Genomic DNA, 19,526 nt, shown 5'->3' on the forward strand with positions numbered 1-19,526 from the left:
GGGCATCGACCTGACGGGCTGGGTCACCGGCCAGCAGTACACGTCGATCGCCGCGCACACGGTGTTCAGTTGGGCCGGTTGTCCGCGCCTAGAACCGTTCAGAGGCGACCCGCTGCCTTCAAGGCGAGATAGGCGTCGGCAAGGGCGGGAGCGAGGGTGTCGGGAGTTGCGTCAACAACGGGCACGCCGTGGCGCTGGAGTTGCTCCGAGGTTCGGCGGCGTTGCGCCTGGCTCTGGGTGCCGGCGGCGGCTTCGTAGACCGCTTCGGCGGAGCCCCGGGCCTTCGTCATCCCTTCCGTGTGCGGATCCGAGACGGCAGCCACCAGAACGGTGTGGCGCTGGGTGAGCTGTGGCAGCACTGGAAGCAGGCCTTCTTCGATGGGGGCGGCTTCCAGGTTCGTCAGAAGGACGATGAGCGAGCGCCGGGGGGCGTCGGTGAGGGCCGCCGAGCTGAGGCCGCGGGCGTCGGTTTCCACCAGCTCGGGCTCGAGAGGCGCCAAGGCGTTCACGAGTGCCGGGAGGACGTCCTTTGCGGAACGGCCCTGGACGCGGGCGCGGACGCGGCGGTCGAAGGCCAGGAGGTCCACTCGGTCCCCGGCCCGTGTGGCGAGCGCGGTGAGGAGGAGCGCGGCGTCCATGGACGCGTCGAGGCGGGGTACGTTGCCGACTCGGCCGGCGGAGGTGCGGCCGGTGTCGAGGACGATGAGGATGTGGCGGTCCCGTTCGGGGCGCCAGGTGCGCACGGCGACAGTGGTTTGGCGGGCGGTTGCGCGCCAGTCGATGGAACGGGTGTCGTCGCCGGGGACGTACTCGCGGAGGCTGTCGAACTCGGTGCCTTGCCCGCGGACGAGGACGCTGGTGCGTCCGTCGAGTTCGCGGAGGCGGGCCAGCCTGGAGGGGAGGTGCTTGCGGCTGGTGAAGGGCGGCAGGACGCGGACCGTCCAGGGAACCCGGTGGTTTCCCTGGCGGGCGGCGAGGCCGAGTGGTCCATAGGAGCGGACGGTGATGCGTTCGGCATGCCGGTCGCCGCGGCGGGTGGGCCGGAGGACGGTGGTGAGGCGTCGGCGCTCGCCTGCCGGGATCGTGAGTGAGTGCCGGGACGCGGCCTGTTCGCTGCCGGGAAGCCAGCTGCTGGGCGGCCACGCGTCGCGGAGCTGGGCGCGAAGGCTCCGTCGGGACGGGTTGGTGACGGTGAGGTGTACTTCTGCACTGTCACCGAGTCGAACGCTTGTATCACCACTTCGGGTGAACTGCAGCGTTCGCACTGGCGCGGCGAGTGCGTAGTCGCACAGAATTGCGAGTGAAAGGGGCGCGTTCACTGCCAGCATCCCCGTCCAGCTGGGGGCGAAGATGCCGACGGGGAGAGCGCCGATGGCGGCGAGCAGCGCGGTTCGTCCGGTGAGGGCCACGGTTCAGTGCCTCACCGGGGTACGGGGACGTGGGTGAGGATCGCGGTGATGACGGAGTCGGGGGTGACTCCTTCCATCTCGGCTTCGGGCCGCAGTTGGACGCGGTGGCGCAGCGTGGGAAGGGCCAAGGCCTTCACATCGTCCGGAATGACGTAGTCGCGGCCGGTGAGCCAGGCCCAGGCGCGGGCGGTGGAGAGCAGTGCGGTGGCGCCTCGTGGGGAGACGCCGAGAGTGAGTGAGGGAGATTCACGGGTGGCACGGCAGATATCGACGACGTAACCGGCGATCTCGGGGGAGACCGAGGTCTTGGCGACGGCGGCGCGGGCGGCTTCGAGGTCGGCGGGGCCAGCGACGGGGCGTACTCCGGCGGCGTGCAGGTCCCGTGGGTTGAAGCCTTCGGCGTGCCGGGTCAGGACGTTGATCTCGTCCTGGCGTGTGGGCAGAGGGACCGTCAGCTTCAGGAGGAACCGGTCCAGTTGGGCTTCCGGAAGCGGGTAGGTGCCCTCGTACTCGACAGGGTTCTGTGTGGCGGCGACGAGGAAGGGCTCGGGGAGCGGGCGGGGGGTGCCGTCGACCGTGACCTGGCGTTCTTCCATCGCCTCCAGGAGCGACGACTGGGTCTTGGGCGGCGTGCGGTTGATTTCGTCGGCGAGGAGGAGGTTGGTGAAGACGGGGCCGGGCTGAAAGGAGAATTCGGCGGTGCGGGCGTCGTAGACCAGGGAGCCCGTGATGTCGCTCGGCATCAGGTCGGGGGTGAACTGGACGCGCTTGGTGCCCAGTTCAAGAGATGCGGCGAGCGCGCGGACGAGCAGCGTCTTGGCGACACCGGGCACTCCCTCGAGGAGGACGTGGCCGCGGCAGAGCAGGGCGACGACGAGCCCGGTGACAGCGGGGTCCTGCCCGACCACGGCCTTCGCGATCTCGGTGCGCAGAGCCTCCAGGGAGGAGCGGGCGCTGTCCGAGTTGTCAGCGGTCTCGGGGGTCGGGGCGCTCATGAGGTGCGTACCTCTCTTTCGAGGGCGTCGAGTTGGTCTGCGAGAAGGGTGAGGGCGGCGTCGTCGGCGGGAGCCGGGCCGAAAAGGAGAGTCCTGAGGTTGCTGTCCCCGGAGGCGAGGCGTGCCGATACGGCAGGGAGCAGGGACTCGGGGGAGTGGGCTTCCGTTGGTGGGACGCCCAGGAGAGGCGCCAGCCGGGTTCGGGTGGCGGTACGCAGGACGGTGGCCGCGCGTTCGCGGGCGTTCGCGCGGCGGTAGAGGCGGGCGCGGCCCTCAGTGGTTTCGGAGGCGCGGATGGCGACGGGGAGTTGTTCGGTGACAAGGGGGCCGAGGCGGCGTGCGCGCCAGATGGCCGCGAGTAGGGCGGCGAGGGCGAGTTGGAGGGTGCCCCACAGCCAGCCGGACGGGATGAGTTCGAGGAATCCGCGTTCTGCCGCGCCCTCTTCCCGGTCGCCACTGTCACCGCTTCCGCCTGTGGCGGAGGGATCGTCGAGCGAGGGGAGGTACCAGACGAGATGAGGCCGGGAGCCCAGGAGTTGCAGGGCGAGAGAGGCGTTGCCCTGCTTGTCCAGACGCTCGTTGTAAAGGATGTCGGGGGAGCCGAGGAGGACGGTGTCACCCCCGGCGGGGTCGTTGATCCGCACGAGGGTGGGCAGGCCGTCGCTGGGGTAGCAGGTGTCGCTGCCGGGGAGACGGGTCGTGTAGCGCTCGCCGCCGAGGTCGACGTCGCCGGCCCGATCGGCGGCGGGCAGGGAGCATCGCGGGGAGAGTACCGAGACCGGGGCGGAGGAGCCCGCGTTCACTCCGGGCGCCAGGGTGCCGACGGAGGGCGCGCCGGCGGAGAGCAGGACCGTGCGGCCGGCTGCGGTTTCCATGTCGCTGCGCAGGAGATCCCGCTGGTGGTCCGTCAGCAGGTCGGGGGTCGTGACGAGGAGCGTGGTGTCGGGGCCGGTCGCGGTGGTGGCCTCGTCGAGGGTGGTGACCACCCGGGTGGTGACGCCGCGTTGCTTGAGGAGTTCGGCGACGGCACGGCTGCCGTTGGGGTCGGCGGACCGGGGGTCGAGGCGGCCGTGCTGGGCGTCGGAGCGTACGAGGGCCATGACGATTCCCGCGACGATGAGGACGGCAAGGGCGAGCAGGAGTCCTCTCACCCGTGTCCAGATCTGGCGGGTGGTGAGGGAGGTCGAGGTGGGGGAGGCGGTGGAGGTGGTAGTCATCCGGCCGCTCCCTGGGCGGCGCTGCTCAGCTGGGGCTTGGCCCTTTCCAGAGCGGTGTCCACGTCCTTGAGGCGCTGGTACGCGTGTTGGTCGGCGGTGCGGCCGCCGTATGTGACGTCGTCGAATGTGCGGGCGGCGGCTCGGAGTTCGTCCGCGTGGGCGGGGAGGGGGCGGCCGGCTTCGGCTGCGGCTTCGTCGGCGGTACGGCCGGGGCGCGGGTCGAGGACGGTGCGTTCTTCCAGGGAGCGCACGATGGCTCGCATCCGTTCCTGGACGGCCTGGTTCCAGTGGCCGGCGGCGGCGTGCTGCTCGGCGGCAGCACGGTGCTCGGCGGCGCTGCGGATCCGGTCGTCGAAGAGGGAGTCGGAGGTGACGGGAGCTCGTTGGGGGGTGCCGAGCCGCCACCACAGGGCGCCGACGAGGGCCAGGGCGACGAGGGCGATCACCACGAGCCCGAGCGGCCCTCCCGGGGCGGCCCCCGACGCGGAGTCGAAGAGCCGGCCCACCCAGTCCCAGAAGCTGTCGAGTGCGCGCTGGAGCAGGTTCGGGTCGTTCTCGTGGTACATGGGCTTGGACAGTTCCCGCTCCGCCGCCTCGCGGGCGGGGAGGCGGGGAATGTCCAGCGGTACGTCGTCGCTCGCGTGGACCGTCGGCCACGCCGTCGTCATGCCCCCCGTGATCGGCACCGCATCAGCTCCCGGAGGTGGTGTCGCCGGTCGAGGAGGAGCCGTATCCGGGCACTCCGGCGGCGCGTGCCAGGTCGAGGTCGAGGGCCTCCCGCCGGATGCGCTGGTCGATGTAGAGGAGGACCGAGACGCCCGAGGAGATCGGGTAGGTGATCGAGGCGGCGATGACCGCCCCGATTCCGGTGATGATCAGGAACGGCCAGCCGAACTCAGGAGCAGTACCGGTGAGCAGGCCGCCGAGACCCTCGCCGTCGACCGCGAAGGCGATGAGGGTGAACGGAATCGCGATGATCATCGAGATGAGGAACATCAGCAGCATGGTGAGCGTCATGATGCCGAAGATTCGCCACCAGGCGCCCTGGACCAGCTTGGCGGAGCGCCGCAAGGACGCGATGACGCCCTGCCGTTCCAGCATCAGCGCCGAGTAGGAGAGGCTGAATCGCACCAGGAGCCAGACGATGACCATAGCGGCGGCGATGCCGCCCAGGACGGTGAGCAGCACACCTGCGGGAGAGCCGTCGAGCAGCAGACCGGGGAGCAGGCCGACGGCCATGGCGGCGGCGCTCAGCAAGGGCAGCAGGAGAGTCAGGCCGAGGAGCTGGGGGAGCCTGGGGCGGGCCTCGCGCCAGGCGTCGGAGAGCGTCACCGGGCGGCCCAGGACAGCACGGCTGATCACGATGGTCAACAGGGCCGTGGTGATGAACGTTCCGATGAGGGTGAGGACCGTCGTGGGCCCCAGGGAGATGAGACTCGCCTTGAGGGACTCCACCGACTGATCCAGGGCTTCCTCGGGAGTCGGGTCCGCACTGAGCTGCGGCGGCGCCGGTACGAGGTAGCGCTGGAGGAGGATGTCGCCGATCTGCGTGACGACGGAGACGGTGAGCGTGATGCCCAGGACGGTGCGCCAGTGAGCGCGCAGAGTGGAGACCGCGCCATCGAGGATCTCGCCCACGCCGAGGGGGCGCAGCGGGATGACGCCGGGCTTCGCGGCCGGCGGCCGGCCCCAGCCGCCCTGGTGCTGACCGCCGTCCCAGCCGGGTGCGGGCGTGCGGGGCGGAAACGGGCCGGAAGGCCCGGGGGCTGTCGGCGGGGACCACTGGCCGGCCGGCGGCTGGTCCTTCGACCAGTTGGCGGGCGTGCCGGGGGCGTCGGCGGGCTCGGCAGGCCGCGGGACGTCGGTGCCCTGGCCGTCGGAGGGGGAGGATCCGGGCGAGGCCCAGCCCGGAGTGTCGTTCACGGTCGTCCACCTCGGGTGTTCGTCGCGGTGCCGGCTCGTCGAGCCGGCTCGGTCACGGTGCCGGGCCGCTCTGTGGGGCGGCGGGTTGGCAGCCATGGTGCCACGCGTCGTCCACGGCCGGGCCTGGGGTCGGATCTCGTTGGCACCTTCATTGTCGGTGGCTCAGCGGGCAGACTGGGCGGATGGCTGATCAGTACGCACAAACTCCCGTCGGCTCCAAACCGTCCATGCTGCCCTCCCTGCGTTGGGAGGAGCCGCCGGAAGGGCCCGTGGTGGTGCTTCTCGACCAGACGCGGCTGCCCGCCGAGGAGGTCGAGCTGGTCTGCACGGATGTGCCGGCGCTGGTCCGTGCGATCCAGACGCTCGCCGTACGCGGCGCGCCGTTGCTCGGCATCGCAGGTGCCTACGGTGTGGCGCTGGCCGCCGTACGGGGCTATGACGTGGACGAAGCGGCCGGGTTGCTGGCGGGGGCGCGGCCCACCGCGGTGAACCTGGCGTACGGGGTACGCAGGGCAGCCGACGCGTACCGGACGGCGCTGGAGAAGGGCGAAGGCCGGGACGGGGCCGCTCAGGCGGCTCTGGTGGCGGCCAGGGACCTGCATCGGGAAGACGCCGAAGCGAGCGCGCTGATGGCCGGGCACGGTCTGGCGCTGCTGGACGAGCTGCTGCCGGGCGGCAATCACCGGATCTTGACCCACTGCAACACCGGGGCGCTCGTCTCGGGCGGGGAAGGAACCGCGTTCGCCGTGGTGCTGGAGGCGCACCGGGCGGGCAGGCTGCGGCGGCTGTGGGTGGACGAGACGCGGCCGCTGTTGCAGGGGGCGCGGCTGACGGCGTACGAGGCGGCTCGTAGTGGCATGGCGTACACGCTGCTCACGGACAACGCGGCGGGTTCGCTGTTCGCGGCGGGAGAGGTGGATGCCGTACTGATCGGGGCGGACCGGATCGCCGCCGACGGTTCGGTGGCGAACAAGGTCGGAAGCTATCCGCTCGCGGTGCTGGCCAAGTACCACCACGTACCGTTCATCGTGGTGGCGCCCGTCACCACGATCGACCTGCAGACTCCGGACGGGGCCTCCATCGAGGTGGAGCAGCGTGCCGGGCAGGAAGTGACGGAGCTCACCGCGCCCCCGCAGGTGGCGGCCGGGGGAGTGGGTCCGGGGGCCGGCGGTGGGCTGCCGGTGGCGCCTCTGGGAACGCAGGCGTACAACCCCGCGTTCGACGTCACGCCCCCGGAACTGGTGACGGCGATCGTCACCGAGCTGGGGGTGGTGTCCCCGGCCACCGGGGGAGGAATTGCCGAGCTGTGTGCCAGGTCACGCCAGGTAACGATTAGCTAATGGGATGATGTCGAATATGAAGGGACGCGTCCTTGTCGTCGACGACGACACCGCACTGGCCGAGATGCTCGGGATTGTGCTGCGTGGAGAAGGTTTCGAGCCGTCGTTCGTAGCGGACGGCGACAAGGCACTTGCTGCTTTCCGGGAGGCCAAGCCGGACCTGGTGTTGCTGGACCTCATGCTGCCCGGCAGGGACGGCATCGAGGTGTGCCGGCTCATCCGGGCCGAGTCCGGAGTGCCGATCGTGATGCTCACCGCCAAGAGCGACACCGTGGATGTGGTGGTCGGGCTGGAGTCCGGCGCCGACGACTACATCGTCAAGCCGTTCAAACCGAAGGAGCTGGTCGCCAGGATCAGGGCGCGGCTGCGGAGGTCGGAGGAGCCGGCGCCGGAGCAGCTGACCATCGGCGATCTCGTCATCGACGTGGCCGGCCACTCGGTGAAGCGCGACGGGCAGTCGATCGCGCTGACGCCGCTGGAGTTCGATCTGCTGGTCGCGCTGGCCCGTAAGCCGTGGCAGGTGTTCACCCGTGAGGTGCTGCTGGAGCAGGTGTGGGGTTACCGCCACGCCGCGGACACGCGGTTGGTGAACGTCCATGTGCAGCGGCTGCGCTCCAAGGTCGAGAAGGACCCGGAGCGGCCGGAGATCGTCGTCACCGTCCGTGGTGTCGGTTACAAGGCCGGACCGAGCTGACATGTCCCGCGGCAGTGCTGCTCCGAAGCCCGGGAACCCGGGAGTCCGTGCGGGGCGGGCTGCCGGGCCGGGGCGTCAGCCATGGCGGCCCGGTCGCCTGCTCCAGGACGGGGCGCCGGGTGGGCCCGTGCTCCGGCTCCTGGTGCGCTGGGTGCGCCGACCGCTGCTGCCTGCCGTACGGCTGTGGCGGCGGAACATCCAGCTGCGGGTGGTCGTCGGCACCCTGCTGATGTCGCTCGGGGTGGTGTTGCTGCTCGGGTTCGTCGTCATCGGGCAGATGCGCAACGGTCTGCTGGACGCCAAGGAGCGGGCCGCTCAGAGCCAGGCTTCGGGCGGGTTCTCGGCCGCCCAGGACAGGGCCGACGAGCCGGGGCCGGGCGGGCCGGACGGCGGGACTGCACGGGCGTCGCTGAACTGGCGGTCCGATCTGGTCGTGCAGCTCGCGAGCGGTGGCCAGGGCGCGTTCAACGTGGTGGCGCTCAGCTCTGACACCGAGGGCGCGGCGCCCAGCCGTGGTGCCCGGGCGTCCGGCGGTGTGGAGCCGGCGCGGAGCATCCCGGTCACGCTGCGGGAGTCGGTCGCGCAGGGGCCGGGGGCGTTCCAGACGTACACCCGGATCAATTACTCGGACGGCAAGCCGTCCGAGGCCGGGCTGGTCATCGGCAAACGCCTCAATGACATCGACGGCAACGCGTACGAGCTGTACTACCTCTTCCCGCTGACCCAGGAGGAGGACTCCCTCGCCCTGGTGAAGACGACCCTCGCGACGGCCGGGCTGTTCGTGGTCGTGCTGCTGGGCGCGATCGCCTGGCTGGTGGTGCGGCAGGTCGTGACGCCGGTACGGATGGCGGCCGGGATCGCCGAGCGGTTGTCGGCGGGCAGACTGCAGGAACGGATGAAGGTCACCGGCGAGGACGACATCGCGCGGCTCGGCGAGGCCTTCAACAAGATGGCGCAGAACCTCCAGCACAAGATCCAGCAGCTGGAGGAGCTGTCGAGGATGCAGCGGCGGTTCGTCTCGGACGTCTCGCACGAACTGCGTACGCCGCTGACCACCGTGCGGATGGCGGCCGACGTCATCCATGAGGCGCGGGAGGACTTCGATCCGGTGACCGCGCGCTCCGCCGAGCTGCTGGGGGACCAGCTGGACCGGTTCGAGTCGCTGCTGTCGGATCTGCTGGAGATCAGCCGCTTCGACGCGGGCGCGGCGGCGCTGGAGGCGGAGCCGATAGACCTGCGCGAGGTCGTCCGCAGGGTGATCGGCGGGGCCGAGCCGCTGGCGGAGCGCAAGGGCGGCCGGATCCTCGTGGTGGGTGACGAGCAGCCGGTGGTCGCGGAGGCCGATGCGCGCCGCGTCGAGCGGGTGCTGCGGAACCTGGTCGTCAACGCCGTGGAGCACGGCGAGGGCCGGGACGTGGTGGTGCGGATGGCCGCCGCGGGCGGAGCGGTGGCCGTCGCAGTGCGCGACTACGGGGTCGGGCTGAAGCCGGGCGAGGCCACGCGGGTGTTCAACCGCTTCTGGCGGGCGGACCCGGCACGCGCGCGTACGACGGGCGGTACGGGGCTCGGGCTGTCGATCGCCGTGGAGGACGCGCGGCTGCACGGCGGCTGGCTGCAGGCGTGGGGTGAGCCGGGAGGCGGTTCGCAGTTCCGGCTGACGCTGCCGCGTACGGCGGACGAGCCGTTGCGAGGCTCGCCGATACCCCTGGAGCCGGAGGACTCGCGGCGCAACCGGGAGCGGGCGGCCGCCGAGGAGGCGTCGCAGGGCGCCGGCCGGCTGCCCACGGTGCCGGGACAGGGCGGGGGCTCGGCCCGTACGGGGCTGTCCGCTCCGCCGCGTACCGCACTGCCGCCCCGGCAGGCGGCGCAGGTGGCCGCCGATCCGACGGCCCTGCCCGGCAACGGGTCGCGGGTGGTGGCACGCGGAGCCGGTGAGCGGGCGGGTGAGGGCGCCTCGTCCACGACGCAGGATGCAGAACGGGAGGGTACGACTCGTGGGCGCTGAGCGTCGTCGCGGCCGTGGACGTTCGGTGCGCGCAGCCGCGCTGCTCGGATGCGGCCTGCTGCTCGCCGGGTGCGGGTCGATGCCGGACAGCGGGGACGTCTCCCCGGTGAAGGCGTCCAACCCCGGGGACTCCCAGGTGCGGGTGTATCCGGTGACGCCACGGGAGAACGCGGAGCCGGACGAGATCGTCAACGGGTTCCTGGAGGCGATGACCGGTGACGACCCCGGGTTCGCGACGGCCCGGACGTACCTGACCAAGAAGGCGGCACGGGAGTGGAAGCCCGAGGAGCGCACCACGGTGCTCATGGCCGCGCCGGTCAGCCGGCGGGAACCGAGCGGCATCCGTGAGACGCAGGACCGTCTGGTCTACCCCCTCCACGGTGATCAGATCGCGACGGTGGACAGCCGTCACGCCTACGAGCCGGTGCGGACGACGCCGTACAAGGGGACGATCCAGCTGGTGCAGGCGCCCGGGCCGGACGGCAAGGGGAAGGAATGGCGTATCGACAGCCTCCCTCCGGGGCTGTTGCTCGGTGAGTCGGACTTCCAGCGCAACTTCCGCTCGGTGAACAAGTACTACTTCGCCTCCGGCCGGCGCTGGGTCGTGGCCGACCCGGTGTACATCCGGCAGCGCCAGGATCCGGTGACGCGGATGGATCCGGTGGCGCAGACGGTCAAGGCGCTGCTCGAAGGGCCGACGAACTGGCTCGATCCGGTGGTGGATTCCAGTTTTCCCACGGGCGTGGCATTGAAGGACGGCGTCACGTCACTGACGCCCGACGACCAGAACAAGCTCAAGGTGCCGCTCAATAAGAAGGCGGACAACATCGGGACCGAGACGTGCCGGGAGATGGCGGCCCAATTGCTGTTCACCCTGGGCGATTTGGGGTCCACCAGGGTGGATCAGGTCGAGCTGCAGCGCGAGGACGGGCGCCCGGTGTGCCTGATGGGTGAGAGCCAGAAGGAGAACTACCGGGCCGATCCGTCAGGCGGCCTTCAGGCGAACCCGTATTTCCTCGACGCGTCCGGGCGGTTGGCGAAGCTGGACGCCCGCGCCGAGAACGTGGGCAAGCCGTCGCGCGTGCCCGGGCCGTTCGGGAACGGGACGGTGAAGATCGCCAAGGTCGCGGTCGCGCGCGATGAGCGCCGGGCCGCCGCGATCACGGACAGTGACAGCAGTTTGCGGGTCGCGTCCGTGGTCTCGGACGCGAACGTCGAACTGCCGCCGCCGCTGCTGCGCAGCGAGGGTGCGAAGCCGGAGGACCGGCTGTCCGCCCCGAGCTGGGACGGCCGCGGCGGCCTGTGGGTCGCCGACCGCGACCCGGCGAACCCCCGGCTGCTGTACGTGCCGGACGGCTCCGAGGAGCCCGTGCCGGTCGCGGCTCCATGGCTCGTCGACGGAGTGCGGATCGAGGCGCTGCGGGTCTCCGACGACGGGGTACGCATGGCGCTGCTGCTCAAGAAGAACGACAAGACGACCCTGCACATCGGGCGGGTGGAACGGCAGGGCAGCGGAGCGAAGCAGACCGTCCAGGTCGTGGACCCGCAGGCCATCTCTCCCCGGATGGAGTCGGTGACGTCGGTGTCGTGGGCCGGGCAGAGCCGGCTGGTGGTGCTGGGCAAGCTGGCCGGCGGGGTACAGCAGGTGCGCTACATCCAGACGGACGGTTCGACCTCGGCCGCGGCGATGCCCGGGCTGAACCAGGTGAAGGTCGTCGCGGCGTCGAACGACGAGCGCACCCCGCTGGTGGCGGCGTCCGCCGATGACGGCATCGTGCGGCTGCAGGCGGGCGCCAACTGGCAGCCGATGGTCGAGAAGGGCACCTCGCCGGTGTATCCCGGCTGACGCCGCGGCCATGGGTGCGGCGGGGGGCGTCCGCCGGGGGCGCGGCCGACCGGGACGGTGCGGCTTGCGGTCCTGGCGCGTGTGCCTGCGGCCGGGACCCGGGCAGGCGGGCCGGGCCACAGGCGCGGCCGGCGCCCGCTGCCGCCGCCCCGCCCTGCACCGCGTCGAGCGCGTACACGCACCGGTCCTTGCTTGGTGTGCGGGCGGTGCCAGTGGTGTCGGCCGTGCCGGGTGAGTGGCGCGGGCGGTGCGGGGATGCCCGGGGTGTCGGCGTGGGCGGCGGGGCCGCTGCCGGTGGGGTCGCGGGCCGGCTACTGCCGGCGCGAGGCGAGGCGGTGGCGCGTCGGCGTGGAGGGAATGTGCGGTGGTGGGGCCGGGGGTTCGGTCCGAGTATGGGTTTTCCACAGGGGTCGCTGCGGGGCGCGACGGTTGGGACAGTGGGGTATGCGCTGGTGGTGGCGGGAGATCGTGGGGCTGGTCCTGCCGGTCGCTTGCGGGGGGTGCGGGCGGGCGCGTACCGCTTTGTGCGAGGCCTGCGGGCGGGCGTTGTACGGGTCGGGCGGCCGACGGGTGAGGCCGGTGCCGGAGCCGGTGGGGCTGCCGGTGGTGTGTGCCGCGGCGCCGTATGCGGATGCGGTGCGGGCGGTGCTGCTCGGGCACAAGGAGCGCGGGGCGCTGGGGCTGGCCCGGCCGCTGGGGGTCGCGCTGGCCGGTGCCGTGAGGGCCTCTGCAGCCGCTTCCGGCTGGCCGGGCCGCGGACCGCTGCTCCTGGTACCGGTGCCATCGGCGCGGCGCGCGGTACGGGCACGTGGGCACGATGCGGCACGGCGGATCGCGCTGGCGGCGGCGGCAGAGCTGCGGCGTACGGGTACGGAGGCGCGGGCTCTGCCCGTGTTGCGGCAGCGGCGGGCGGTGGCGGACCAGACCGGGCTGGGCGCGCGGGAGAGGCTGGCGAACCTGTCGGGCGCGCTGGAGGTGCGGGTCGGTGGGGACGGGCTGCTCGCGGGCGGCAGGCCCGTCCTGGTGGACGATCTCATGACCACCGGGGCTTCGCTGGTCGAGGCGACGAGGGCATTGCGTGCCGGTTCCCGGCCGCAATTCGGGGGACTCGTGCAGGTGAGCGCCGCGGTTGTCGCGGCCCCACCGATCTCGTTCGAAATAAACCGGAACTGACGGGGAACTTGCAACGTTGCAGGTACTGAGAGAGCAAAAACACCTGATCGGAGGTTCGTGCGGACAGCGGGTGCCGACACCCGTCCGAGCGAGCTATGTTCGGGTGTGAGGAATGGCGAAAGCCGCGCTTCACCGAATGCGCTGCTGTGTTTCCGGCCAGTTTCCGGGCACGGTCAGGACATGGAAGGTGGTGGGGTGGGGATCTTGCCTACGGGGGAGGAGGAGGTCGAGTCGCCAAGTCCGAGGCTCCGGTACTCACCGGGGTCTGGTGCAAAAGGGAGATGCTCGCCGGCCGGTGGGCCGGCAGGAGCGATCCGGGAACGGAGTTCTGCGTGGACATCGTCGTCAAAGGCCGCAAAACCGAGGTGCCCGAGCGGTTCCGCAAGCACGTGGCCGAGAAGCTGAAGCTGGAGAAGATCCAGAAGCTCGACGCCAAGGTGATCAGCCTCGACGTCGAGGTGTCCAAGGAACACAACCCGCGGCAGGCAGACCGGTCCGACCGCGTGGAAATCACCCTCCACTCCCGGGGACCGGTGATCCGGGCGGAGGCGGCGGCAGGCGACCCCTACGCAGCCCTTGACCTCGCGACGGGCAAGCTCGAAGCGCGCCTGCGCAAGCAGCACGACAAGCGTCACACCCGCCGCGGCAACGGCCGACTCTCGGCCGCGGAGGTCGCCGACGCCGTCCCGGGCGTGGCCCGGCTGAACGGGAACGGCGCCGTGGCCGTGGAGGAGCACGAGTCCGTGCCCACCACCCGGGTGGGCCCGCTCGAGGTGCGGGGTGAAGGACCCCTGGTGGTCCGCGAGAAGACCCACACGGCCGCCCCGATGTCGCTCGACCAGGCTCTCTACGAGATGGAGCTCGTCGGGCACGACTTCTACTTGTTCGTCGACTCCGAGACCAAGCAGCCCAGCGTCGTCTACCGCCGGCACGCCTACGACTACGGCGTCATTCACCTGGAGACCGACCCGTTGGCCGGCTCCGAGGCAGGCGGTGCGGGTGGCGCGCTCGGTGGCTGACGGCAGCTGAACCACACCGGTGGTGCCCCTGGAGCGCCCTGTGCGCCCCCAGGGGCACCACCGTGCGACCTCAGGATCACCGCTTCGCCGTCCGGGCATGAAATCATGGCGGGGCACGCCAACCGCTGCCCCCAAGGCCGAGGTTGGCGTACCGAACGTGAACGTCAGGCAGGCCTGCAGGGGGAGGAACGATGGCGGACAGCTTCGGCCCGGTGCACCACCCGGGCGGCTCCGGCGCCCCGGTGGGCGGAGCGGGCTGTGGAAGCGGTACCGGCACGGACGACGGTGCGTCACGCAAGGAGCCCATCAGGGTCCTGGTCGTGGACGATCACGCGCTGTTCCGCAGAGGCCTGGAGATCGTCCTCGCCCAGGAGGAGGACATCCAGGTGGTGGGCGAGGCGGGCGACGGCGCGGAAGCCGTCGACAAGGCCGCCGACCTGCTGCCCGACATCGTGCTGATGGATGTCCGGATGCCCAAGCGGGGCGGTATCGAGGCCTGCACCTCCATCAAGGAGGTGGCCCCCAGCGCAAAGATCATCATGCTGACGATCAGCGACGAGGAGGCCGACCTCTACGACGCGATCAAGGCCGGCGCGACCGGCTACCTCCTCAAGGAGATCTCCACCGACGAGGTGGCCACCGCCATCCGGGCGGTCGCCGACGGGCAGTCGCAGATCAGTCCGTCCATGGCGTCCAAGCTGCTCACCGAGTTCAAGTCGATGATCCAGCGCACTGACGAGCGGCGGCTGGTCCCGGCGCCCCGGCTGACCGACCGCGAGCTGGAGGTCCTGAAGCTGGTCGCCACCGGTATGAACAACCGGGACATCGCCAAGGAACTCTTCATCTCCGAGAACACGGTGAAGAACCACGTCCGCAACATCCTGGAGAAGCTCCAGCTGCACTCCAGGATGGAAGCGGTGGTCTATGCGATGCGGGAGAAGATCCTCGAGATCAGGTGACGTTCGGGTGAGGGTCAGGTGAGACGGGCCAGGGCGGACGACAGCTCGGGTCCGAGCTCCGGGCGGTCGACGCGCTCGATGCGCACCGCATCGCAGCCCACCCACGCAGCGGCCTCCCGCAGCGCCTGTGCCATGGGGGCGACGGCCTTGGGGGAGGCCAGCGAGACCTGTTTCGCCACCAGGGTCTGCCCTTCCCGGGCCGGATCCACCCGGCCCACCAGCATTCCGCCCGCGAGCAGCGGCATCGCGAAGTAGCCGTGTATCCGCTTCTGTTTGGGGACGTACGCCTCCAGGCGGTGGGTGAAGCCGAAGATCCGTTCCGTCCGCGCCCGCTCCCAGATCAGCGAGTCGAACGGCGACAGCAGCGTCGTACGGTGGCGGCCGCGCGGCATGCTCGCCAGGGCCTCCGGATCCGCCCAGGCCGGCTTGTCCCAGCCCTGCACCCGCACCGGCACCAGCCCCGAGTCGGCGACCACCGCGTCGAACTGCTCACCCTTGAGCCGGTGGTAGTCGGCGATGTCCGCGCGCGTGCCCACGCCCAGCGCCTGTCCGGCCAGCCGCACCAGCCTCCGCAGGCACTCGGTGTCGTCCAGCTCGTCGTGCAGCAGGTGACCGGGGACGGCACGCTCCGCCAGGTCGTACACCCGTTTCCAGCCGCGCCGCTCGGTGCACACGACCTCGCCGTACATCAGCGCCCGCTCGACGGCGACCTTCGACTCGGACCAGTCCCACCACTCGCCGCCGTTCTTCGCGCCGCCGAGTTCCGTGGCGGTCAACGGGCCCTCGGCGCGCAGCTGCTCGATCACCGCGTCGTAGGCTCCGTCCGGCAGGTCGTGGTACCACTGCGGGCGTTTGCGGTAAGCGCGGCGGCGGAAGGCGAAGTGCGGCCACTCCTCGATCGGCAGGATGCACGCCGCGTGCGACCAGTACTCGAAGGCGTGTCCGTCCGTCCAGTAGGCATCCTCGACGCTCTTGCGGCCCACGGCGCCCAGCCGTGCGTACGGGATCAGTTCGTGCGAGCGGGCCAGCACCGAGATGGTGTCCAGCTGAACGGCGCCGAGCCGGCGCAGTACGCCCCGCACCCCCGCTCGGCGGTCCGGCGCGCCGAGGAAGCCCTGGGCGCGCAGGGCGATACGACGGGCCTCGTCGGCGGAGAGCTCGGCGGTGGGAGGCGGCAGGGGCGTCATGGTCCGCACGGTGGTCATGCTCGGCACGATAGACCGCGGCACTGACAGCCGGACGGGGTCAGGCCGGGTCCCGCGGGGCCGGCAGGTAGGGGAGGCGGGAGGTCATCCCCAGGTCGGAGGGGAGCAGGGCGCCGATCCAGCAGTCGCGTACCGTCCCCCGGAAGTCCATGGCCGCGCGGAGGGTGCCCTCCACCGTGAAGCCGGCCTTCTCGGCGACCGCGCGGGAGGCGTGGTTGCCGACCTGGGCGCGCCACTCCAGGCGGGCGCAGCCGAGGTCGGTGAAGGCCCAGTCGGCGAGGGCCAGCACCATTTCCGTGGCGTATCCGAGGCCCCGGTGCTCCTCGACCGTGTAGAAACCGACCTCCCAGGCGCCCGAGCGCGGGTGGTGGAGGCTGGTCGAGGCCAGGAGCGGGCCGCCCTCCCGGGGGCGTACGGAGAAGGTGTACTCGGTGTCGTCGCGCCAGCCGTCCGGGACGCGGCGGCCGACGAAGTCGTCCGCGTGCTCCCGTCCGTACGGGGAGGGGACCGGGATCCAGCGCTGGATCTCCGGGTCCTGGCAAGCGGCGTGGACCTCTTCGGCGTCGGCGGGCGTGAACGTGCGCAGACTCAGGCGCTCGGTGGTGAGGGTGACGGGCTCCATGACGGGATTCTGATGCTACGGAGAGAGACGGGGCGAACACTTTTCGGGTCCAGCGGCACCTTCGGCGCGTTCCGCGCGTTCTTCTTGCGGGCGGCATGTCGGCGCGGCAGTCGGCCCAGGTGAGCGCGGACCTCCCGACGTGGTGGCGTCCTCGCTTACGATGGCCGTTGCGGTGGGGCCCACCTGCCGTGCCCGTGCCAGTGTCCATGACAAGACCTAGTGCCAGGCCCGACCGGCAAGGAGACCAACCTCAGTGTCCGTCTTCAACAAGCTCATGCGTGCAGGCGAAGGCAAGATCCTGCGCAAACTGCACCGCATCGCGGACCAGGTCAACTCCATCGAAGAGGACTTCGTCAACCTCTCCGACGCCGAGTTGCGGGCGCTCACCGAGGAGTACAAGCAGCGGTACGCCGACGGTGAGAGCCTCGACGACCTGATGCCCGAAGCCTTCGCGACGGTCCGCGAGGCCGCCAAGCGGGTGCTCGGCCAGCGCCACTACGACGTCCAGCTGATGGGTGGTGCCGCGCTGCACCTCGGTTACGTCGCCGAGATGAAGACCGGTGAGGGCAAGACCCTCGTCGGCACGCTGCCGGCGTACCTCAACGCGCTGTCCGGCAAGGGCGTGCACATGATCACCGTCAACGACTATCTGGCGGAGCGCGACTCCGACATGATGGGCCGGGTCCACAAGTTCCTGGGCCTGCAGGTCGGCTGCATCCTCGCCAACATGTCGCCGGCGCAGCGCCGCGAGATGTACAACTGCGACATCACGTACGGCACGAACAACGAGTTCGGCTTCGACTACCTGCGCGACAACATGGCGTGGTCCAAGGACGAGCTCGTCCAGCGCGGCCACAACTTCGCCTGTGTCGACGAGGTCGACTCCATCCTGGTCGACGAGGCCCGTACGCCGCTGATCATCTCCGGCCCGGCCGACCAGGCCACCAAGTGGTACGGCGACTTCGCCAAGCTGGTCACCCGCCTCAAGAGGGGCGAGCCCGGAAACCCCCTCAAGGGCATCGAGGAAACCGGTGACTACGAGGTCGACGAGAAGAAGCGCACCGTCGGCATCCACGAGTCCGGCGTCGCCAAGGTCGAGGACTGGCTGGGCATCGACAACCTCTACGAGTCGGTGAACACCCCGCTCGTCGGGTATCTGAACAACGCCATCAAGGCCAAGGAACTGTTCAAGAAGGACAAGGACTACGTCGTCATCGACGGCGAAGTCATGATCGTCGACGAGCACACCGGCCGTATCCTCGCAGGCCGCCGCTACAACGAGGGCATGCACCAGGCGATCGAGGCGAAGGAAGGGGTGGACATCAAGGACGAGAACCAGACCCTCGCCACGATCACCCTGCAGAACTTCTTCCGCCTCTACGACAAGCTGTCCGGTATGACCGGTACGGCCATGACCGAGGCCGCCGAGTTCCACCAGATCTACAAGCTGGGCGTCGTCCCGATCCCGACGAACAGGCCGATGATCCGCAAGGACCAGTCGGACCTGATCTACCGCACCGAGGTCGCCAAGTTCGCCGCGGTCGTCGACGACATCGAGGAGAAGCACAAGAAGGGCCAGCCGATCCTCGTCGGTACGACGTCGGTCGAGAAGTCCGAGTACCTGTCGCAGCAGCTGTCCAAGCGCGGTATCCAGCACGAGGTGCTCAACGCCAAGCAGCACGACCGCGAGGCGTCGATCGTGGCCCAGGCCGGCCGCAAGGGCGCCGTCACCGTCGCCACCAACATGGCCGGTCGCGGTACCGACATCAAGCTCGGCGGCAACCCCGACGACCTCGCCGAGGCGGAGCTGCGCCAGCGCGGCCTCGACCCGGTCGAGCACGTGGAGGAGTGGGCCGCGGCCCTGCCCGCCGCGCTGGAGAAGGCCGAGCTCGCCGTGAAGGCCGAGTTCGAGGAGGTCAAGGCGCTCGGCGGGCTGTACGTGCTGGGCACGGAGCGGCACGAGTCGCGGCGTATCGACAACCAGCTGCGCGGTCGTTCCGGCCGTCAGGGCGACCCGGGCGAGTCCCGCTTCTACCTGTCGCTCGGCGACGACCTGATGCGGCTGTTCAAGGCGCAGATGGTCGAGCGCGTGATGTCGATGGCCAACGTTCCCGACGACGTTCCGATCGAGAACAAGATGGTCACGCGCGCGATCGCGTCCGCCCAGTCGCAGGTCGAGCAGCAGAACTTCGAGACGCGCAAGAACGTCCTGAAGTACGACGAGGTCCTCAACCGGCAGCGTGAGGTCATCTACGGCGAGCGCCGCCGCGTCCTGGAGGGCGAGGACCTGCACGAGCAGATCCGCCACTTCATGGACGACACGATCGACGCCTACATCGAGGCGGAGACCGTCGAGGGCTTCGCGGAGGAGTGGGACCTGGAGCGGCTGTGGGGCGCCTTCAAGCAGCTCTACCCGTGCAAGGTCACCATCGAGGAGCTGGAGGAGGCGGCCGGCGACCGGGCCGGTATCACCGCCGAGTTCATCGCGGAGTCCGTCAAGGAGGACATCCACGAGCAGTACGACGCGCGCGAGAAGCAGCTCGGCTCCGACATCATGCGTGAGCTGGAGCGGCGTGTGGTGCTGTCGGTCCTGGACCGCAAGTGGCGCGAGCACCTCTACGAGATGGACTACCTCCAGGAGGGCATCGGGCTGCGCGCGATGGCGCAGAAGGACCCGCTGGTCGAGTACCAGCGCGAGGGCTTCGACATGTTCACCGCGATGATGGAGGGCATCAAGGAGGAGTCCGTCGGCTACCTGTTCAACCTGGAGGTCCAGGTCGAGCAGCAGGTCGAGGAGGTCCCCGTGCAGGACGCGGCAGCCGCGAAGCCGTCCCTGACCAAGGAGGACGCCGTACCGGCGCAGGCGGGTGCGTCGCGCCCGGAGATCCGGGCCAAGGGCCTGGACGCGCCGCAGCGCCCGGACCGGCTGCACTTCTCCGCCCCCACCGTGGACGGCGAGGGCGGTGTCATCGAAGGCGACTTCGAGAACGGTGACGGGTCGGGCCGGTCCGGGGCGGACGGGATGACGCGTGCGGAGCGGCGCAAGGCCCAGAAGGGCGGGCGTCGCCGTAAGAAGTAAGTCCCCGTGTGAGTGAGGGGCTTCGGGGCCGGGTGCGTGA

At 70.6% G+C, this 19,526-nt stretch carries 15 protein-coding genes; 8 read left to right on the forward strand and 7 right to left on the reverse strand.

The annotated features are described in order from the left end of the window. Nucleotides 1-98: 98 nt before the first annotated feature. From ABT360_RS10425 to ABT360_RS10445, 5 genes are read right to left on the reverse strand one after another with little or no spacing between them, the layout of a single operon-like run. Nucleotides 99-1,409, reverse strand: coding sequence for a DUF58 domain-containing protein (locus ABT360_RS10425; protein WP_351813502.1), 1,311 nt, complete (start codon nucleotides 1,407-1,409; stop codon nucleotides 99-101). Nucleotides 1,410-1,420: 11 nt separating this feature from the next. After that, complete coding sequence (locus tag ABT360_RS10430; protein ID WP_351813504.1) at nucleotides 1,421-2,404, reverse strand: AAA family ATPase; 984 nt, start codon at nucleotides 2,402-2,404, stop codon at nucleotides 1,421-1,423. Continuing rightward, the gene (locus tag ABT360_RS10435) at nucleotides 2,401-3,621 is read right to left on the reverse strand and encodes a DUF4350 domain-containing protein (RefSeq protein WP_351813506.1); all 1,221 of its coding nucleotides are present in this window, start codon (nucleotides 3,619-3,621) and stop codon (nucleotides 2,401-2,403) included. The genes ABT360_RS10430 and ABT360_RS10435 overlap by 4 nt, the downstream gene beginning before the upstream one ends. After that, nucleotides 3,618-4,289, reverse strand: coding sequence for a DUF4129 domain-containing protein (locus ABT360_RS10440; protein ID WP_351813508.1), 672 nt, complete (start codon nucleotides 4,287-4,289; stop codon nucleotides 3,618-3,620). Before ABT360_RS10440 ends, ABT360_RS10435 begins: the two co-directional genes overlap by 4 nt. 22 nt (nucleotides 4,290-4,311) lie before the next feature. Further along, a complete protein-coding gene (locus tag ABT360_RS10445) occupies nucleotides 4,312-5,544 on the reverse strand; it encodes a DUF7544 domain-containing protein (RefSeq protein ID WP_351813510.1) in 1,233 nt (410 codons plus the stop codon). A 182-nt stretch (nucleotides 5,545-5,726) separates the two neighbouring features. Between ABT360_RS10445 and mtnA the strand changes: the two genes are divergently transcribed. The 7 genes from mtnA to ABT360_RS10480 all read left to right on the forward strand — a co-directional run bounded on the left by mtnA (nucleotide 5,727) and on the right by ABT360_RS10480 (nucleotide 14,580). After that, nucleotides 5,727-6,884, forward strand: a complete 1,158-nt coding sequence (gene mtnA, locus ABT360_RS10450; RefSeq protein WP_351813512.1) for an S-methyl-5-thioribose-1-phosphate isomerase — start codon at nucleotides 5,727-5,729, stop codon at nucleotides 6,882-6,884. Nucleotides 6,885-6,888: 4 nt separating this feature from the next. Beyond that, entirely contained in the window at nucleotides 6,889-7,578 is a 690-nt protein-coding gene (gene mtrA, locus ABT360_RS10455) for a two-component system response regulator MtrA (protein WP_219852863.1), read from the forward strand. A gap of 1 nt (nucleotide 7,579) precedes the next feature. Continuing rightward, nucleotides 7,580-9,583 carry an MtrAB system histidine kinase MtrB gene (gene mtrB / locus ABT360_RS10460; RefSeq protein WP_351813515.1) on the forward strand — a complete coding sequence of 668 codons (2,004 nt, stop codon included), beginning with the start codon at nucleotides 7,580-7,582 and terminating at the stop codon, nucleotides 9,581-9,583. Continuing rightward, nucleotides 9,573-11,429 carry an LpqB family beta-propeller domain-containing protein gene (locus ABT360_RS10465; protein ID WP_351813517.1) on the forward strand — a complete coding sequence of 619 codons (1,857 nt, stop codon included), beginning with the start codon at nucleotides 9,573-9,575 and terminating at the stop codon, nucleotides 11,427-11,429. The genes mtrB and ABT360_RS10465 overlap by 11 nt, the downstream gene beginning before the upstream one ends. A gap of 444 nt (nucleotides 11,430-11,873) precedes the next feature. Continuing rightward, nucleotides 11,874-12,602, forward strand: a complete 729-nt coding sequence (locus ABT360_RS10470) for a ComF family protein (protein ID WP_351813519.1) — start codon at nucleotides 11,874-11,876, stop codon at nucleotides 12,600-12,602. Between the two features lie 332 nt (nucleotides 12,603-12,934). Further along, on the forward strand, nucleotides 12,935-13,621 hold the full coding sequence (gene hpf / locus ABT360_RS10475; RefSeq protein WP_351813521.1) for a ribosome hibernation-promoting factor, HPF/YfiA family: 687 nt from the start codon (nucleotides 12,935-12,937) through the stop codon (nucleotides 13,619-13,621). A 191-nt stretch (nucleotides 13,622-13,812) separates the two neighbouring features. Next, a complete protein-coding gene (locus ABT360_RS10480; protein ID WP_351813523.1) occupies nucleotides 13,813-14,580 on the forward strand; it encodes a response regulator transcription factor in 768 nt (255 codons plus the stop codon). Between the two features lie 14 nt (nucleotides 14,581-14,594). On the opposite strand, the gene ABT360_RS10485 is transcribed toward ABT360_RS10480, so the two are convergent. Both ABT360_RS10485 and ABT360_RS10490 read right to left on the reverse strand, forming a co-directional pair. Next, nucleotides 14,595-15,767 (reverse strand): winged helix-turn-helix domain-containing protein, encoded by a 1,173-nt coding sequence (locus ABT360_RS10485; RefSeq protein ID WP_351813660.1) that lies wholly within the window; start codon nucleotides 15,765-15,767, stop codon nucleotides 14,595-14,597. Nucleotides 15,768-15,825: 58 nt separating this feature from the next. Beyond that, a complete protein-coding gene (locus tag ABT360_RS10490; RefSeq protein WP_351813525.1) occupies nucleotides 15,826-16,407 on the reverse strand; it encodes a GNAT family N-acetyltransferase in 582 nt (193 codons plus the stop codon). 253 nt (nucleotides 16,408-16,660) lie between these two features. On the opposite strand from ABT360_RS10490, the gene secA reads away from it, so the two are divergent. Further along, a complete protein-coding gene (gene secA, locus ABT360_RS10495; protein WP_351813527.1) occupies nucleotides 16,661-19,486 on the forward strand; it encodes a preprotein translocase subunit SecA in 2,826 nt (941 codons plus the stop codon). Nucleotides 19,487-19,526: the final 40 nt, after the last annotated feature.

The sequence above is a fragment of the Streptomyces sp. NPDC000229 genome, assembly GCF_040300825.1.
Lineage (GTDB): Bacteria > Actinomycetota > Actinomycetes > Streptomycetales > Streptomycetaceae > Streptomyces.

Excerpts from the sequence above, each read along its gene's own strand:
- ABT360_RS10480 (WP_351813523.1), top strand. The coding sequence starts at position 13,813 with ATGGCGGACAGCTTCGGCCCGGTGCACCACCCGGGCGGCTCCGGCGCC.
- ABT360_RS10440 (WP_351813508.1), bottom strand. The coding sequence starts at position 4,289 with ATGACGACGGCGTGGCCGACGGTCCACGCGAGCGACGACGTACCGCTG.
- mtrA (WP_219852863.1), top strand. The coding sequence starts at position 6,889 with ATGATGTCGAATATGAAGGGACGCGTCCTTGTCGTCGACGACGACACC.
- ABT360_RS10470 (WP_351813519.1), top strand. The coding sequence starts at position 11,874 with ATGCGCTGGTGGTGGCGGGAGATCGTGGGGCTGGTCCTGCCGGTCGCT.
- ABT360_RS10435 (WP_351813506.1), bottom strand. The coding sequence starts at position 3,621 with ATGACTACCACCTCCACCGCCTCCCCCACCTCGACCTCCCTCACCACC.
- mtnA (WP_351813512.1), top strand. The coding sequence starts at position 5,727 with ATGGCTGATCAGTACGCACAAACTCCCGTCGGCTCCAAACCGTCCATG.
- ABT360_RS10430 (WP_351813504.1), bottom strand. The coding sequence starts at position 2,404 with ATGAGCGCCCCGACCCCCGAGACCGCTGACAACTCGGACAGCGCCCGC.
- ABT360_RS10485 (WP_351813660.1), bottom strand. The coding sequence starts at position 15,767 with ATGACGCCCCTGCCGCCTCCCACCGCCGAGCTCTCCGCCGACGAGGCC.
- mtrB (WP_351813515.1), top strand. The coding sequence starts at position 7,580 with ATGTCCCGCGGCAGTGCTGCTCCGAAGCCCGGGAACCCGGGAGTCCGT.
- ABT360_RS10490 (WP_351813525.1), bottom strand. The coding sequence starts at position 16,407 with ATGGAGCCCGTCACCCTCACCACCGAGCGCCTGAGTCTGCGCACGTTC.